Source organism: Staphylococcus canis (assembly GCF_016238445.1).
Taxonomy (GTDB): Bacteria; Bacillota; Bacilli; order Staphylococcales; family Staphylococcaceae; genus Staphylococcus; species Staphylococcus canis.
Window position 1 is genome coordinate 54,096 of the sequence record NZ_JABANU010000011.1, and the last position, 17,179, is coordinate 71,274.

General features: G+C 35.0%; 17 protein-coding genes and 1 other annotated feature. Of the genes, 6 read left to right on the plus strand and 11 right to left on the minus strand.

Going from position 1 to position 17,179, the window contains the following annotated elements; translation table 11 throughout:
• Positions 1-26: 26 nt before the first annotated feature.
• Positions 27-419, minus strand: a complete 393-nt coding sequence (locus HHH54_RS05495; RefSeq protein ID WP_198617835.1) for a hypothetical protein — start codon at positions 417-419, stop codon at positions 27-29.
• A 197-nt stretch (positions 420-616) separates the two neighbouring features.
• Positions 617-1,174: a helix-turn-helix domain-containing protein gene (locus tag HHH54_RS05500; RefSeq protein WP_198617836.1), complete on the minus strand. Its 558-nt coding sequence runs from the start codon at positions 1,172-1,174 to the stop codon at positions 617-619.
• A gap of 91 nt (positions 1,175-1,265) precedes the next feature.
• Here HHH54_RS05500 and HHH54_RS05505 point away from each other — a divergent pair, with 91 nt between their 5' ends.
• Positions 1,266-2,459, plus strand: coding sequence for a CynX/NimT family MFS transporter (locus HHH54_RS05505; protein WP_198617837.1), 1,194 nt, complete (start codon positions 1,266-1,268; stop codon positions 2,457-2,459).
• Between the two features lie 100 nt (positions 2,460-2,559).
• Here the strand turns inward: HHH54_RS05505 and ychF are convergent, their stop codons facing one another.
• Genes ychF through HHH54_RS05525 form a run of 4 tightly spaced genes read right to left on the minus strand, consistent with a single transcriptional unit; the run spans position 2,560 to position 5,638 of the window.
• On the minus strand, positions 2,560-3,657 hold the full coding sequence (ychF, locus tag HHH54_RS05510; RefSeq protein WP_198617838.1) for a redox-regulated ATPase YchF: 1,098 nt from the start codon (positions 3,655-3,657) through the stop codon (positions 2,560-2,562).
• On the minus strand, positions 3,657-3,869 hold the full coding sequence (locus tag HHH54_RS05515) for a DUF951 domain-containing protein (protein WP_198617839.1): 213 nt from the start codon (positions 3,867-3,869) through the stop codon (positions 3,657-3,659). Before HHH54_RS05515 ends, ychF begins: the two co-directional genes overlap by 1 nt.
• Positions 3,870-3,880: 11 nt before the next feature.
• Entirely contained in the window at positions 3,881-4,783 is a 903-nt protein-coding gene (locus HHH54_RS05520) for a mechanosensitive ion channel family protein (protein WP_198617840.1), read from the minus strand.
• 21 nt (positions 4,784-4,804) lie between these two features.
• On the minus strand, positions 4,805-5,638 hold the full coding sequence (locus tag HHH54_RS05525; RefSeq protein ID WP_198617841.1) for a ParB/RepB/Spo0J family partition protein: 834 nt from the start codon (positions 5,636-5,638) through the stop codon (positions 4,805-4,807).
• A gap of 177 nt (positions 5,639-5,815) precedes the next feature.
• Positions 5,816-6,130: a binding site (T-box leader), on the plus strand.
• A 73-nt stretch (positions 6,131-6,203) separates the two neighbouring features.
• On the opposite strand from HHH54_RS05525, the gene HHH54_RS05530 reads away from it, so the two are divergent.
• From HHH54_RS05530 to HHH54_RS05550, 5 genes are read left to right on the plus strand one after another with little or no spacing between them, the layout of a single operon-like run.
• Positions 6,204-7,307: a PLP-dependent transferase gene (locus HHH54_RS05530; RefSeq protein WP_198617842.1), complete on the plus strand. Its 1,104-nt coding sequence runs from the start codon at positions 6,204-6,206 to the stop codon at positions 7,305-7,307.
• Positions 7,304-8,479: a cystathionine beta-lyase MetC gene (gene metC, locus HHH54_RS05535; RefSeq protein ID WP_198617843.1), complete on the plus strand. Its 1,176-nt coding sequence runs from the start codon at positions 7,304-7,306 to the stop codon at positions 8,477-8,479. The genes HHH54_RS05530 and metC overlap by 4 nt, the downstream gene beginning before the upstream one ends.
• Positions 8,433-10,274: a bifunctional homocysteine S-methyltransferase/methylenetetrahydrofolate reductase gene (locus HHH54_RS05540; protein ID WP_198617844.1), complete on the plus strand. Its 1,842-nt coding sequence runs from the start codon at positions 8,433-8,435 to the stop codon at positions 10,272-10,274. The genes metC and HHH54_RS05540 overlap by 47 nt, the downstream gene beginning before the upstream one ends.
• Positions 10,268-12,523, plus strand: coding sequence for a 5-methyltetrahydropteroyltriglutamate--homocysteine S-methyltransferase (gene metE, locus HHH54_RS05545; protein ID WP_198617854.1), 2,256 nt, complete (start codon positions 10,268-10,270; stop codon positions 12,521-12,523). Before HHH54_RS05540 ends, metE begins: the two co-directional genes overlap by 7 nt.
• 9 nt (positions 12,524-12,532) lie before the next feature.
• Positions 12,533-13,276, plus strand: a complete 744-nt coding sequence (locus HHH54_RS05550; RefSeq protein WP_198617845.1) for a cyclase family protein — start codon at positions 12,533-12,535, stop codon at positions 13,274-13,276.
• A 103-nt stretch (positions 13,277-13,379) separates the two neighbouring features.
• Here HHH54_RS05550 and HHH54_RS05555 read toward each other — a convergent pair whose 3' ends face one another.
• The 5 genes from HHH54_RS05555 to HHH54_RS11525 form a co-directional block, all read right to left on the minus strand.
• Positions 13,380-14,090, minus strand: a complete 711-nt coding sequence (locus HHH54_RS05555; RefSeq protein ID WP_198617846.1) for an ABC-2 family transporter permease — start codon at positions 14,088-14,090, stop codon at positions 13,380-13,382.
• 2 nt (positions 14,091-14,092) lie between these two features.
• Positions 14,093-14,821, minus strand: a complete 729-nt coding sequence (locus HHH54_RS05560) for an ABC transporter permease (RefSeq protein WP_198617847.1) — start codon at positions 14,819-14,821, stop codon at positions 14,093-14,095.
• Complete coding sequence (locus tag HHH54_RS05565) at positions 14,818-15,726, minus strand: ABC transporter ATP-binding protein (protein WP_198617848.1); 909 nt, start codon at positions 15,724-15,726, stop codon at positions 14,818-14,820. The genes HHH54_RS05560 and HHH54_RS05565 overlap by 4 nt, the downstream gene beginning before the upstream one ends.
• Positions 15,727-15,770: 44 nt before the next feature.
• Positions 15,771-16,013 (minus strand): hypothetical protein, encoded by a 243-nt coding sequence (locus tag HHH54_RS05570; RefSeq protein WP_198617849.1) that lies wholly within the window; start codon positions 16,011-16,013, stop codon positions 15,771-15,773.
• 1,076 nt (positions 16,014-17,089) lie between these two features.
• Positions 17,090-17,176, minus strand: coding sequence for an IS3 family transposase (locus tag HHH54_RS11525; protein ID WP_432813794.1), 87 nt, complete (start codon positions 17,174-17,176; stop codon positions 17,090-17,092).
• Positions 17,177-17,179: the final 3 nt, after the last annotated feature.

A 17,179-nucleotide genomic window follows, 5' to 3' on the forward strand; every position in this document is an offset into this window, starting at 1 on the left:
ACCAATAAATATCCCTTTTACTACTCTCATGATTTTATCTCCTTGTCCACCTTATTATCGTACATTACTGTTTGTGAATATGCAGTAGGATTATAATTTTTTACATTATATTGATAATTCTCATACTGTACTTCACGCTTTTTTCGAAATATCGTCATTATCGAACGATATTCTCCCTTTCCGTATTCAATTAGATACATGATTTCAGTTAGTAATCCCCCAATCATGAGAAATCCTGAAATCGTAAAGTACGCTGTTGCACGATTCGCATTAATAATATAATTGTAAGCATCTCCACCAACATACGTATTAATACTTCCAAATGCACTATTATCATAGACATAAAGTTGATAAAGTGCTTTGAACAAAATCAATACTGACATTACAAAGAAAATAGTTGATAACCACTTGTATGACATCATTTGTTCTCCTTTCCATCTTACTTATCTTTATTATTATATTTGACTAAACTCAAAATTTATAGCACTTTTATGATAATTTTTTCAACAATTTTAAAAATTTATATTGAAGCCCAAAAGAGATGATTATTAATGTTCTATATGCACAAAAAAACGGAACACTCTTTAAAGCATTCCGATTCGTTTATAACATTTAACTATGAAGATTTGTATTGAATTGTCGCAATAAGTGAAGCTTCTTGGTCTGTAGGATTATGATAAGTATGCGGTATATCTGAAACAAAATGAATCGCATGATTGGCTTTTACAGTATAAATCTGATTATTCATTTCCATATTAATTTGACCTCGCGTCACAATAATGTATTCTTCAGACCCTTTAAAATGCCCTTCAGATACCATTTGACTATGAGGCGCAATGGTCATATTAAACATTTCAAAATGTGTTTCTGGGTTATATGGAAAATATGGATACACTACAACTGTTTGATCTTTATTATAAATTGCGGTGATATCATCAGGATGTACTTGCGTTACTGCATCCATACTATATGTAACAAGTTGTGATAAAGGAATATGTAAACCGTTCGCAATTTTAGATAGTGTATTAATTGTTGGGTTAGAATTACCTTTTTCAATTTGAGCAAGCATATTTTTACTTACACCTGTCATTTTAGATACATCATCTAAGCTGAGATTCGTTTCAAGTCGATAACTTGAAAGATTCGTTGCAATTGTCGAATGAATATTAAACACAATAAGCCCTCCTATTTTACATTATAACGAACATAATGTACCATATAAAATTATGACTCAACATTTTAGTATAGATTGGAGATAAAAGTTTATGAGACAGAATGATTTAAGATCTCAAAATCGTATGAATTGGCTATTATTTTTCGGCATAGTCTTAGTCGGCGCCAACTTAAGAGCACCGCTAACTTCTGTCGGTGTAGCCCTACCAAGTATTAAAGATGCGTTGTCATTATCAAACGTGTCTGTCAGTGTTATCACAATTATACCGTTGCTAGCGTTTTCTGTCATTTCCCTATTAGCCTCACGTACAGGTGAGCGTTTAGGCCTTGAGAAAACGATTTTTTATGCTCTTATTTTGATATTACTCGGGGTCGCTATTCGTTCAATCCCTAATGTTTCTTTATTATATGTGGGAACGATTTTAATTGGTGTTGGTATTGCTTTCGGTAACGTTTTAACACCTGCAGTAATTAAGTCGAACTTTCCGATGAGACTCGGTATTATGACAGGATATTATACAGTGGTGATGAACGTTTTCGGAAGCTTATCTTCTTATATTTCAGCACCTTTAGTGAAAAGTTTTAACTACCAAATTGCGTTAGGTAGCATTGGTGTGGTAACATTAGTCACATTATTTGTTTGGGTATTCCAACTTAAAAATAACGAGAAAATTCAACATACCTCACACTCAGATGGTGTCAATGTTTGGAAATCACCCATCGCATGGAGAATTACACTATTAATGGGAAGCCAATCTTTAATCTTCTATGCATTAATCAACTGGTTACCTGCGTATCTCGCAGATTATGGCGTATCATTAGATACTGCTGGTGTCTATTTATCTATTTTACAATTGGCTATTATTCCATTAACATTTGTCACACCAATTTGGGCAACAAAAATGCGTTCACAAGTGCTACTCACCATCATAACATGTCTCTTTTTCGTTGTTGGCATTGTGATTATTACCTTTTTCCCAAGAGCTGCTCTTATTGGAATCTTAATTTTAGGTATTACAAATGGAATTTCTTTCGGTCTTGTGAATACGTTCTTTAGTTTAAAAACAGAGCAACCTATTACAGCTGCCAAACTATCAGGTATGTCTCAATCTGTAGGTTACTTATTTGCCGCAACAGGACCATTGTTATTCGGTGTATTACATGACGTCACAGGCACTTGGTTAGCTTCATTATCAATTTTACTAATTGTTTCACTAGCTATGCTTATTTTCACACCACGTGCTGGACGTTCTATTACAATTGAAGCCAAACAAAAACAAGGTTAAAGATTGAACATTATCGAATTCGGACACGTATTGCTTAGTTTGCGATAAGTGTCCGAATTTTAAGTTCAACCTTTAACCTTTATATATTATTGATATGAAATTAAACGTTAAATCTAAAATGCACGACGTCTCCGTCTTGCATGATATAGTCTTTTCCTTCTAAGCGCATTTTACCTACTTCTTTTGCGCCTTGTTCTCCACCGTTTTCAACAAAATCTTCATAACTTGTCACTTCAGCACGGATAAAACCACGTTCGAAGTCTGTATGAATGATACCTGCACATTGTGGAGCTGTCATACCTTTTTTAAATGTCCATGCACGAACTTCTTGAACACCTGCTGTAAAGTATGTTGCAAGTCCTAAAAGTTCATATGTTGTACGAATTAAACGGTTAAGTCCTGGTTCTTCAATGCCTAGTTCTTCAAGGAACATTTCTTTATCTTCATCATCAAGTGTTGCGATTTCTTCTTCGATTTTGGCACTGATCACAATAACATCTGAATCTTCTTGTGCGGCATATTCACGAATCGCTTTAACTTTGTCGTTATCTTCATCATTAATTTCATCTTCACCGACGTTTGCGATGTAAAGCATAGATTTTGATGTTAATAATTGTGCTTGATTAACGTATTTTTGATCTTCCTCGTTAAACTCTAAACTGCGTACAGGTTGACCATTTTCAAGTGCTTCTTTAATTTTTGTTAAAATACGAACTTCATTAACTGCAGTTTTATCTTTTTGTTTTGCCATTTTTTCAAGACGTGGTAAACGTTTTTCTACAGATTCTAAGTCCGCAAGTACAAGCTCCATATTAATAACTTCAATATCTTCAATCGGATTAACACGACCTGCTACGTGTGTGACATTCTCATCGTCAAACGCTCTTACCACTTGACATATTGCGTCAACTTCACGGATATGTGATAAGAATTTATTACCAAGGCCTTCACCTTTTGAAGCCCCTTTAACAATACCTGCAATATCTGTAAATTCAAATGTTGTAGGTACTGTTTTCTTCGGTTGTACAATTTCTTCTAATTTTAAAAGACGTGTATCCGGCACTTCTACGATACCTACGTTCGGATCAATTGTTGCGAATGGATAGTTTGCTGCAAGTGCTCCTGCTTTTGTAATTGCGTTAAATAATGTAGACTTCCCTACGTTTGGTAATCCTACAATACCTGCTGTTAAGGCCATTATTCATTCTCCTTCTCATCTGTATTTGCTTTTTCAATCACACGTTTCAACTTTTTATTAAATTCTGCGCGTGGCATCATGATACTTCTTTGACAGTGCTCACATTTAATTCGTATATCAGCACCCATGCGAATGATGCGAAACCGATTTGTGCCACATGCATGTTGTTTCTTCATTTCTACTATATCATTTAATTCATATTTTGAAGACACAGATATCACCTCTATTGGTCTGTACTTTGTTGATACATTTGAACTAAAGCTGGTGTAGGTGTTTCAATTCCTTCTTCATCTAAAAATGCTTTTAATTCACGTCGTAAAATACGTGCTCCTGTAAAGTGTTCACCTGGTAAAGTTTCACCTGCGATACGCATCGTTGCTTGATAGCTATTAATTTCGTTGACACCCCATACTTCAGGTACTGCTGTAAACAACTCGTATCTCTCCGGTATCACTTTTAAGAATGTTTCCATTTTTTGTTCGACTGAATCTAAATCTTCATTAATTGAGATTGGAATATCAATAATCGCAACCCCATTTGTGACTGAAAAATTCGTAACTTCACTCATTGTACCATTTGGAATTGTACATAATTCGCCAGTCATTGACAGAATACGCGTTGAACGTAAACCAATGGATTGAATTGTCCCTTCAGCAATTGGTGCACTGTTGTTTTTAATGCCAACATAGTCTCCGATATCGAAAGTGTTCTCAAAAATAATGAAAAATCCAGCAATAACGTCTTTTACTAATGTTTGAGCACCAAAACCAATCGCTAAACCAACAACTCCAGCACCGGCTAAAATACTTTCAACACTAATACCAAACTTACTTAATACTGTTGTAAGTGTAATGAACCATACAATATAACCTACGACATTTTGTACAAGCGCAATTAATGTTTTCGAACGTTTTGCACGGTTAGAAGATTTATATTTGCTAGATTTAGCTGTCTTACTATTTACTTTAAAAAATTGTTCAATAACTTTATTTAAGATGCGGATTACAATAAAGGCTACAACCACATAAATGAGTACTATGACGAGTTTCGTCAATAAATTTGAATATGTTTCTGGTTCTAAAAATGGTTGAACCATGCCTTTCAATATTGCTTCAAGTTGATTCATATAAACGATTTACTTCCTTTCCTATTCTAGTATGTTTTTTTGTAATATTTGAATGAGTCGACGGTAGTCTGCTTCTGAATGAAACTCAAATGTAACATGTCCGACTTGTTTATCCAACGAAATATGTACAGCTGTATCATAGTGTTGACTTAACTGTTGTTCATGATGACGAATAAGTTTAGGTTTGGCAACAGATTGAGTCTTATTTTTTGGTTTGGATTTAGAAGGGGTCTGTGTGGCAGCTTGTACTTTTTGTTCTAACTGACGTACACTCCAAGACTCCCGGACGGCTAAATCTGCATACTGTAACATGCGTTCTTCTGATTTTAATGCGAGTAACGTACGGCCATGACCACTTGATAATATGCCTTTTTGAATCATTTCTCTAATCTTTTGAGGTAACTTTAATACACGTAACATATTTGCAATATAAGGTCTAGACTTCCCAAGACGTTCGGCTACTTCTTGTTGTGTCAAATTCAAGTGCGTCATCAATGCTTTATAACTTTCTGCTTCTTCAATTGCGTTTAAATTTTCACGTTGTAAATTTTCAATAATGGCAATTTCACGCATTTCAACGTCTGTAAATGATTTAACGATTGCGGGAATTTGAGTTAGACCAGCTTGTTGACTTGCACGATAGCGCCGCTCCCCAGCTACAATATAATAGCCACGAATTGAAGGCGTTATGATAATTGGCTGAAGTACACCATGTTGTGCAATCGATTGTGAAAGTTCATTCAGTTTATGCATCTCAAAATCTTTTCGCGGTTGATATGGATTGGGACGAATTTGATCTATTTCAACAAATGTCACATCCTCATGTTTTCCATTATCTTTTATTTCTGCCATCATGACACCTCCGAAAAGATTTTCACTACTCTATTTTACTGATAGAACCCTTGATATACAAGACTTTCACCGCTTTTTAGAAATCTAAAATTTGTACCTAATCAAAATTTTCTGATAAAAGTGTTGACTTATTTTCCTCTATCGTGTAAAGTGTGACTTATCAAATCGAAACACAATATTTTACACACTATAAAAAGGAAAGTAGAACTTACACTGCTTTTACAGAGAATCTTCGTTTGCTGAGAGGAGATATTGAAAGAAAGTTTGAAAATGGCCTTGGAGTGTTGATGCCAATATGAGGTGTCACCGGGTTCGCCCGTTATCGCGATACAGTATAAACATTTTGTTTAATGCCGTACTGGAATTCCAATGTATATACCCCGCCATATACACATACTCGCCATACGTGTTAAACATTTTGCCGTACTGGAAGAGGTTGTTTTAGCGATAAAACAGCGAATTAAGGTGGTACCACGAAAAGCTTTCGTCCTTTAAATCTGATTATTCTATCGGGTTTACAGGACGAAAGCTTTTTTTGCTTTAGTTTACTAAAAGAGGAGGTTGTCACATGAAAGATACAGAACTTGCACAAATTGGAATCACAGAAGACCAAACTGGCGCTATCGCCAATCCAATCTATTTATCTACGGCTTTCCAACACGCAGGATTAGGTCAGTCAACTGGTTTTGATTATACACGTACTAAAAATCCAACGCGCAGTCATTTCGAGGTGGCCTTTTCAAAACTTGAAGGTGGTCAAGCCTCATTCGCAACCGCAAGTGGTATGGCGAGTATTCAACTTGTCTGTAGTTTATTTAAACCTAAAGACGAAATTCTTGTTTCATACGATTTGTACGGCGGGACGTTCCGATTATTTCAATACTACGAAGAACAATACAATATTCATTTCAAATACGTCCATTTTGAAAATTATGAAGAAGTCATCAATGCGATTTCCCCACAAACCAAAGCATTATTCATTGAACCCATTTCAAATCCGTTAATGATTGAAATTGACTTAGAACCTTATTACACATTAGCAAAAGAACATGGTTTCTTAACCATTATAGATAATACATTTTTAACACCTTATCTTTCAACACCACTTAAACATGGTGCAGATATTGTTTTACATTCAGCAACAAAATATATCGGTGGTCATAATGACGTCTTAGCAGGTGTAGTAACTGTCAAAGATCCAGACCTCGTTCAAAAGTTTGAACTATTACACAACATGATTGGCGCTACACTGTCCCCTTTTGATAGTTATTTGCTACAACGGGGCCTTAAGACTTTACACTTACGCATCGAGCGCGCTCAAGAGAATGCACGTCGTCTTGCTGAAAAATGTCGAACCTTAGACGGCATTGAAGAAGTACTTTATAGCGGTCAAACAGGCATGTTGAGTTTAAGGTTAAAAACAGACATCAATGTGGACAAATTATTACGACATACTGATATTTGTCGCTTCGCTGAAAGTTTGGGAGGTACGGAAACATTAATTACCTTCCCTTATACACAAACGCACGTCGATATGCCTGACCATGAAAAGGAAAGTCGTGGCATCGATGAACATCTCGTTCGCTTATCCATCGGTGTTGAAGCTTATGAAGATATCGAAAGCGACTTAATACAAGCATTACACAAATCTAGAGAAGGAGTGATTCAATGAGTTTCAGCCGACAAACCCAATTGATACATGACCAAAATCGTGGAACAACATATCAATGTGCGAATCAACCACTCTACTACGCATCAACTTATCATCAAAATACTCTAGGTGCTACTACAGAATATGATTATGCGAGAAGTGGTAATCCTAATCGCGAAACGTTAGAAACTAAACTTGCACAACTTGAAAATGGTAAATATGGCTTTGCATTTAACTCTGGTATCGCTGCAATTACCGCTGTTTTCCTAACACTAAAAGCTGGAGATCACGTCATTCTACCTGACGATGTATACGGCGGTACATTCCGCTTAACTGAACAGATTTTATCTAAATTTGATATCCATTTCACTACTGTTAATGCAGAAGATACACGGAATATCGAAGCAGCTATCCAGCCTAACACAAAACTGATTTATCTTGAAACACCATCCAATCCATTGTTTAAAATTACGAACATTCGTGAAGCTGTAGAGATTGCACATCGACATCATTTAAAAGTTGCTGTAGATAATACTTTTATGACGCCTTTAGGACAACATCCACTCGATCTTGGTGCTGATGTCGTCATTCATAGTGCTACTAAGTTTTTAAGTGGTCATAGTGACTTAATCGCAGGCGCTGTAATTACTAATGATGAAACGTTAGCAGAGTCGATTTATTTGATTCAAAATGGTGCTGGTACGGGATTGTCTGTTTATGACAGTTGGACACTCACACAACATCTCAAAACATTAGCGGTTCGCTTCCAACAATCTGTCGAAAGTGCACAAACAATCAGTCACTATCTCGAAACACATCCTGCCATTCAAGATGTGTATTATCCTGGAAACAATACAGTGCACCTGAATCAAGCAGAAAATGGCGGCGCTGTATTAGGTTTTCGATTAAAACAAGAGCACCTTGCACAACAATTTGTTGACGCACTCACTCTACCACTTGTTTCAGTCAGTTTAGGAGGCGTCGAAACAATATTATCTCATCCAAATACAATGTCACATGCGGCCATTCCACAACATATTCGTGAAGCACGCGGTATCACATTCGGCTTATTCCGATTAAGTGTCGGATTAGAAAATGTTGATGAACTTATTGCCGATTTAGACCGTGCACTAAAGGAGGTATATGATGAGCCGACTATTAGAAACATTGAAGCACAACGTTCTAGTGGCTGACGGTGCAATGGGAACTATTCTTTATTCAGAAGGATTAGACATTTGTCCTGAAAGCTACAATCTTACACATCCAGATAAAGTAGAACAAATTCATAAATCCTATATTGAAGCTGGCGCAAATATTATCCAAACCAATACGTATGGCGCAAACTTTGAAAAACTGAAACCGTTTGGTCTTGAACATAAAGTAAAAGCTATCCATGAAGCAGCTGTTGCGATCGCAAAACGCGCAGCTCGTGAAGATACATTTATTTTCGGCACAGTTGGCGGTTTTAGAGGCGTTCAACAAGGTGAGCTTTCATTATCTGCCATTCAATACCATACCGAAATTCAAATTGACACACTTGTCAACTCAGGTGTAGACGCACTATTATTCGAAACTTATTACGATTTACAAGAATTACTCGGATCCGTCACATTAGCACGAAAAAAATATGATATTCCGATTATTGCGCAACTTACCGCTTCAAATACAAATTACTTAGTTGATGGAACCGTAATCAATGACGCTTTATCACAAGTCATTGAAGCTGGCGCAGATATTGTCGGACTTAATTGCCATCATGGCCCACATCATATGAAAAACACCTTTAGCCATATCGAAATACCGAAGCATGCGTACTTATCATGCTACCCAAATGCTAGCCTTTTAGATATCGATCGCAATCACTTTAAATACAATGAAAATGCATCCTATTTTGGAGACACTGCAGAAGAACTCATTAATGAAGGCGTACGTTTGATTGGAGGCTGTTGTGGCACGACACCTGAACATATACGCAAAATTAAAAGTGCAATTCAGGGCCTTAATCCTATCAAAGATAAAAAAGTGGTTCCAATTCATAAAAAACGTGAGAAAACATCAAAAACAATACGGTCACTTAATCTAGCAGAACGTGCACGCAAACAACCTACAATCATTGTAGAACTCGACACACCGAAGCATTTAGATACTGAACGTTTTTTCGAAAATGTAAAAGCGTTAAATGATGCGAAAATCGACGCGGTCACATTGGCAGACAACTCATTAGCTACAGTTCGTATTTCAAATATTGCAGCGGCCAGTTTAATCAAACAGCAATTCGATATTGAGCCGCTCGTTCACATTACATGTCGAGACCGTAACCTTATCGGCTTACAATCGCATCTACTCGGACTTTCACTACTCGGTGTACATGAAATATTAGCGATTACAGGTGACCCTTCTAAAATCGGTCATTTACCTGGTGCAACTAATGTTTATGATGTTAATTCAAAAGGTTTAACAGAACTAGCATTGAAATTCAATCAAGGGATCAATACAGATGGTGATGCGCTAAAAGTACATACCCAATTTAACATCGCTGGTGGATTCGATCCTCATGTCCGTAATATTAAAGCGGCCGTAAGAAAGATGGAAACAAAAATTGACAGCGGCATGCATTATTTCATTACACAACCTGTATTCAGCAAAGAAAAAATTATTGAAATTTATGAAGCAACACGACATCTCGATACACCTATTTTTATAGGTATTATGCCGATTACAAGTTATAAAAACGCTCAATTTTTACACAATGAAGTGCCCGGCATCAAGATGTCAGATGATGTTTTAGCACAATTCAAAGCAGTAGACGGTGATAAGGAAGCAACATATGCGCTAAGCGTTTCCTTATGTAAGTCATTAATTGACACCGTCCATCAATATTTTAACGGACTATATCTCATCACACCGTTTGAACGTGTGGATTACTCATTAGAACTAGCAGCATATTCAAAATCAATTACTCAAAATAATCAGGAGGTTATATTATGACAATTAAAACAACAAATTTAGGATTCCCAAGATTAGGACGTAAACGTGAATGGAAAAAAGCAATCGAAGGTTACTGGAATAATAAGATTTCTAAAGAAGATTTAAACGAAACGCTTCAATGCTTACACCGTGAAAATTTATTACTTCAAAAAAATTACGGTCTAGACAGCGTACCAGTAGGAGACTTTTCACTATATGATCATATTTTAGATACATCATTACTGTTCAATATTATTCCTGAACGCTTCCAAGGCCGTGACGTCGATGATGATTTATTATTTGATATTGCACGTGGTAATAAAGAACATGTCGCAAGTGCACTAATTAAATGGTTTAATACAAATTATCATTATATCGTTCCAGAATGGGATAATGTAACACCAAAAGTCGAGAAAAACACCTTACTTGAACGCTTTAACTATGCAAAATCTTTACATGTCAATGCACATCCTGTCATCGTAGGACCTATCACATTTGTAGCACTGTCAAAAGGAGGCCACCAATCCTTCGAAGAAAAAGTGCGCACGTTACTTCCATTATATATTGAAGTCTTTGAATCACTCATACAAGCAGGGGCTGACATTATCCAAGTCGACGAACCAATTTTAGTCACAGACAAAGGTGCTGAGTTGGAAGATATCACACGTGAAGCTTATGAAGCATTTGCAGGGGCTGAAGTTGCCGATAAGTTAATCATTCAAACTTACTTCGAACGTGCAAATGTAAAATTCTTAAGCCACCTTCCTATTAAAGGTGTAGGTTTAGATTTTGTTCATGATAATGGCTATAACTTGCAACAAATTGAAAATGGCGACTTCGATACATCTAAAACACTCTTTGCAGGTATTATTGACGGTCGTAATGTTTGGGCAGCTGATATAGAATCGAAAAAAGCACTAATCGAAAAATTATCACAATATTCTGATGATTTATATATTAATCCATCATCATCACTCTTACATGTGCCTGTTTCATTAGATGATGAATCATTAGACGATACTATTCGTGATGGTTTAAGTTTTGCGACAGAAAAATTAGAAGAGCTTGATGCATTGAAACGTGCTATTAATGATAATGAGACATCAAAATTCGATACATTCAAAACACAATACACACGTTTCCAAAATCAAGACTTTAAAAATTTAGAATACGACTTTGACAGTGTACGTTCACAACGTGCCTCAAAATTCTCAGATCGCAGAGTGTTGCAACAACGTCGTTTAAATTTACCAGATTTACCAACAACAACGATCGGCTCTTTCCCACAATCATCAGAAGTGCGTAAACAACGTGCAGATTGGAAAAACAACCGTATTTCAGATGAAGCATATCAAACATTCTTAAAAAACGAGATTAAACGTTGGATTGAAATACAAGAAGAAATCGGCTTAGATGTCTTTGTACATGGTGAATTCGAACGTAACGACATGGTCGAATTCTTTGGTGAAAAACTTCAAGGTTTCTTAGTAACAAAATTTGGTTGGGTACAGTCATACGGTTCACGTGCAGTTAAGCCACCAATCATTTACGGCGATGTTAAATGGACAGCACCGTTAACAGTTGACGAAACTGTATACGCACAAAGTTTAACGGACAAACCTGTTAAAGGTATGCTTACAGGTCCAGTCACAATCTTAAACTGGTCATTCGAACGTGTCGATATTCCACGTTCAACTGTACAAGACCAAATTGCATTAGCGATTAATGAAGAAGTACTCGCACTCGAAAAAGCAGGCATTAAAGTGATACAAGTTGACGAACCTGCATTGCGTGAAGGATTGCCATTACGTCAAGAGTACCACGCATCTTATCTTGAAAAGGCCGTACACAGTTTCAAATTAGCGACATCCTCTGTGTCTGACCATACGCAAATTCATACACATATGTGCTATTCTCAATTTGGTCAAATCATCCATGCCATTCATGACCTTGATGCCGATGTCATTTCAATCGAAACATCACGAAGCCATGGTGATTTAATCAAAGACTTTGAAGATATTGATTACGACTTAGGTATCGGACTTGGTGTATACGATATTCATAGTCCACGCATTCCAACAGAAGACGAAATTACAACAGCAATTGAACGTGCATTACAACAAATTGATCGTTCACTCTTCTGGGTAAATCCAGATTGCGGCTTAAAAACACGTAAAGAAGATGAAGTGAAAGCAGCATTAAAAGTATTGGTCGACAGCGCTCAAAAACTACGCCAAAATCAAACTAAATCGACACAACCTATTGGGTAAGGTATCGCTATGACCTATCCATTATGGAATCAACTCACTTCATTCAAGCAATTACGCTGGGTCGACTTGACGCATACCTTCAATGCACACTCCCCACATTTTAGTGCATTCGAAGGGGCGCAAGTCAAAACCCCCTTTACAGTTGAAAAAGATGGTTTTTTCGTTCAAGAATGGTCATTTGTTACACAATATGGTACACATATCGATGCCCCAATACATTTTGTAAAAAACGAACGTTACCTACATGAACTCGAATTAAAAGAACTTGTGTTACCTTTAATCGTGCTTGATTTCTCTCAAGAAGTTGCCCAAAACTCAGATTTTATCTTAACACGAGCACACCTCATTGAATGGGAAGCACAACACGGCACAATCGAAGCCAATACCTTTGTTGCCTTTCGTAGTGATTGGTCAAAACGATGGCCTGATCATGAAGCATTTGAAAATAAAGACCACAACAGCCAACAACATTTACCAGGCTGGTCCTTAGATGCGATACAATTTCTTGTCGAAGAACGTCACGTTACAGCCATTGGACATGAAACCTTCGACACAGACGCATCGATTGATATCGCTAAAAACGGTGATATCGTTGGTGAACGTTATATTTTAGGTCAAAATCGTTATCAAATTGAACTGTTAACCAATTTAGACCAACTGCCCTCTCGTGGTGCAATTATTTATAATATTAGCCCAAAACCAGACAACGCTCCTGGCTTTCCCGTTAGAAGTTTTGCGATTGTACCACAATAATATAACACCCTTTAAAGCCTGCTCTCTCCTAGCTTTAAAGGGTGTTTTTTCTCTTCACTACTTGATTATGCGACATGAATTGCACTCTAGTGTAATTAGGCATTTATAGTTTACCTCTTTCCATGTGCTTTAGTAATATTTTATAACCTATCCATAAGAATAACGCTGTTAGTATTATAGATAAAATCATAAGTATCCATTTATCATAACCATTATATAGCGTAAATATTGGATAAGCATAAAAGTAAAAGTAGCTCACAATAGTACCTAATACACCTACAAATAGGCCACCGAAAATCAATACTAAACTCACCAATGAAGGTAAGACGAATCCTTGAAATAAATAATTAATCATATAGATAAAACTGATCATAGGTAACACAACAATGAGTAATTCCACATAAACTGCTATCCAATTTAAACTCCACATACTTTCTTGATGGACTAATACAGCATAGTAAATCGTTTGTAGAAGATAGCCGATTGTAATCATTAACCAACCTAAAAAGACATAAAATATAAATTGTGAGATGTAATAGGTCCAAAAGTTTTTAAAATAGATAATTGTATTTTGAAAAGCTTTATTTCTACGTTCCATACGAAAACATAGTCCGATAACCACAGTCATAGTTAAAGGAAAACCGAGTTGAAGAAATAATTGTAAGGATGTTACACGAAATACTGAATATTCCATTTGTTGACTATAAAAAGCTAAAAATCCAAATAATGACACTAATACAATTGGCACTATGAATAATATCGGTATAATCATTGTATGTTTGAGTTTAATCAGCTGACTTTTTAAATTCATCATAATTATAAATCCTTTCGCTTAAAATAAAAGCGTGCTAAACCATACACAACTAGACATATAATCATACTGTAAATCGCATACACCCAAAATGTTATATTAAATATTAAGACTTCTTTATATTCGATGAGTTGCTTAACATTCGTAATATGCTCAGTAATTTTAAACGGCATAGCATCAGATGTCATCATTAAATTCAACACGGCAAATACAATACCTATTCCTATGATATATACTTTATTCTCAATAATGAACGCTAACGCAAATTGAATCGTAACCATCCCTAAAATTCCAATAATAAAAGCACAGATAATGTAAATATGTTCAAAAAGATTCGGTATTGATTGAGTCACTAGTAAACTTGCAATAAGATGAATAATCGCAAAAACTAGCGTACATAAGACTGTCAATATTGTTAATACCAAAAACTTTGCATTAAATAATTGAACCCTATCACGTTCACTAACTAATAAGACAGACCACATATTATTTTCATATTCAACTGATACAAGTTGTGCAGTTAAAATACCAATAAACACTAATAATGTAGGCGTATAAAATGCAATCGCATACCCTAAATAAATATTAGCGGATACCTCCACCCCTGAAAAATGCATATTATAAAAATAAAGACCACACGCTATCACTTCACTGACAATAGCTACAACTATCATCGAAATTAGTAACCACTTAGTAGACAATTTATACATTTCCGCTTGTATGATTTGCTTCATTCTAACGCATCACTTTCTTCTCGAGTTAACTTTAAAAAGATATCTTCTAAAGACGATTCGTTTTGATGAATATTAAACACACCGATATTTTGAGTAACTAACAATTCGTTTATTTTCGGAATCTCTTCGTACGCTACCTGAATAACAACATCATCCGCTTCAATACGAGGATGATATTCAGATAATACAGTTAGCACTCGATCATTATCATCTGTTTTAAAGTAAACACTATGATTATGATACTGTTCATGTAAATATTTAATATCACCTTGATAGAGCAACTGACCTTTATTAATTAAACAGACATAACTACACATTTGTTCAATCTCAAATAAATTATGACTTGAAACTACAATGCTAATGCCATCTTCTTTAGCTAATTTGAGTAACAATTGTCTCATTTTCTTAATGCCATCGGGATCTAACCCATTTGTCGGTTCATCTAATAAAATTAATTTAGGATGATTCATTAAAGCAATCGCAATACCTAAACGTTGTTTCATCCCTAAAGAATAATCGCTGACTTTTTTATCTTTTGCATATGTAAGCTCAACAATCTCTAATACCTCTTCAATGCGCTCAGATGAATTTTGATGGATGAGCTGCATCATTTTAAGATTTTCATAACCTGTTAAATGATCATAAAACGAAGGTGAGTCCACTAAAGCACCAACTTGACTTAATATTTCGACTTTATGTTGTTTAAGTGATTGTTCAAATATAAAAATCTCACCTTCAGTTGGTTGAGATAACCCCAACAACATACGAATCGTCGTTGTTTTTCCTGATCCATTTGGGCCCAAAAATCCACAAATCACGCCTTCTGGAATTTCCAAGTCTAGCCCCTTTACAGCTTCAAAATTCCCAAACTGTTTATGTAGATGCTTCGTTTGGATAACGTTCAAGCTATTTCCTCCTTTGTTTATAAAAATGATAACCTAAATTATTTCTAATTCTTCTTTTTCATTAATTTTATTGTGATGAGTGCTAGAACAATTGTAATACATGCATATATCAAAGAAGATACTAATACTACAGCTAAATTAGGATCTTGAACTTGTACAGGAATTGGAGCATAGCTGATTTCTGTTCCTTTTTCGATATGAGCTATTGCTGTTATCATCTTTATAGTGCTCCACGCTGTAATCAGTGTTAATATACCTAGTACAATTGCCATGATTTTTTTGCCCATTTTCTATTCACTCCTAAAGATTTTTTAAGAATCTAACTTAAAGACAACGTATCATAACTAATTCATATATTAAAATTAAATTTTACACTATTATGAACTTAATTCTTTTAAAGAGTTAAAATTAATGTTTTTTTCTAAATGTTAAGTTTTTATATATTTTGTAAATATTATTGATACCATTGTGATCATGTTGTTAATGAAAATAGAACACTAATAACACTGCTTTTTGTTTTAAAATTAAAAAAGACTCTATACTTTTAATGGTTGATGAAATATTCACTAGCCGTTACTTTTTAGTTTTTAATATAAAAAACGGCACAAATATCTCTATAATTGTAAGTAACCCACAAACAAATTAAGGAGAGATATTTATGCCTATAAACTATAATATAGACAGTAAGTTTTGATATTCTTTCTAAAACTTTAGAGAAAAAGCTAATGAAAGTTATTATATCAAGGCTTACAAGAGCAAAAGAACGTCGTGCATGATAAGGAGAACCTTTCAGTTATGCTGAATACCCCTAAAGGTGGTACTGGTTTCCCCTTATGCTCATGGTGGATACTACGTACCAATAGGATATTTAGACATTTATTGAAATTTAAAGGACAAGATAATTCAAAAAAGAACACTAGGAGTATCTATTTTTAGTTTAAATTAAATTTTAGAGATTGAGAAAGAGTCATTTTTAAAGAGGATGATGTAAAGCTTTAGTTTTGTATGTAATTGAAAAGTTTCTAAAAATAATTACTGGTTTTGCTAAAAAATTACGATGCGAAATCAAAAAATATTTATTTGGCTATCATTTATGTTTTAAGCGCTTATATAGCTTATTCGGATATAAATCTATATAAATGTTTACTATTTATTCAAAACGAGTCTCTAAAACTTAGAGAATCTTTAGAGAATTCTTTATCTAGTAAATATCTATATTTATTATTATTTTTCTATCTATTAAATTTTTCCTTTGTTTAGATAAAGTATTTAAAGAAGAAAGTATATAGAAGAGACACTTGAGAATAAGAAAAGGACACTTAAGAATTGTAGTGAACCCAAAAAGTTGAACTTTTTGATTAAGCTATTTTCCTAAGGCAAGATTTCTGTATTCAACAGGAGTCTTGCCTTTTAAATTTACTTTTCTTCTTACGTTATTATAGTAATTGATATA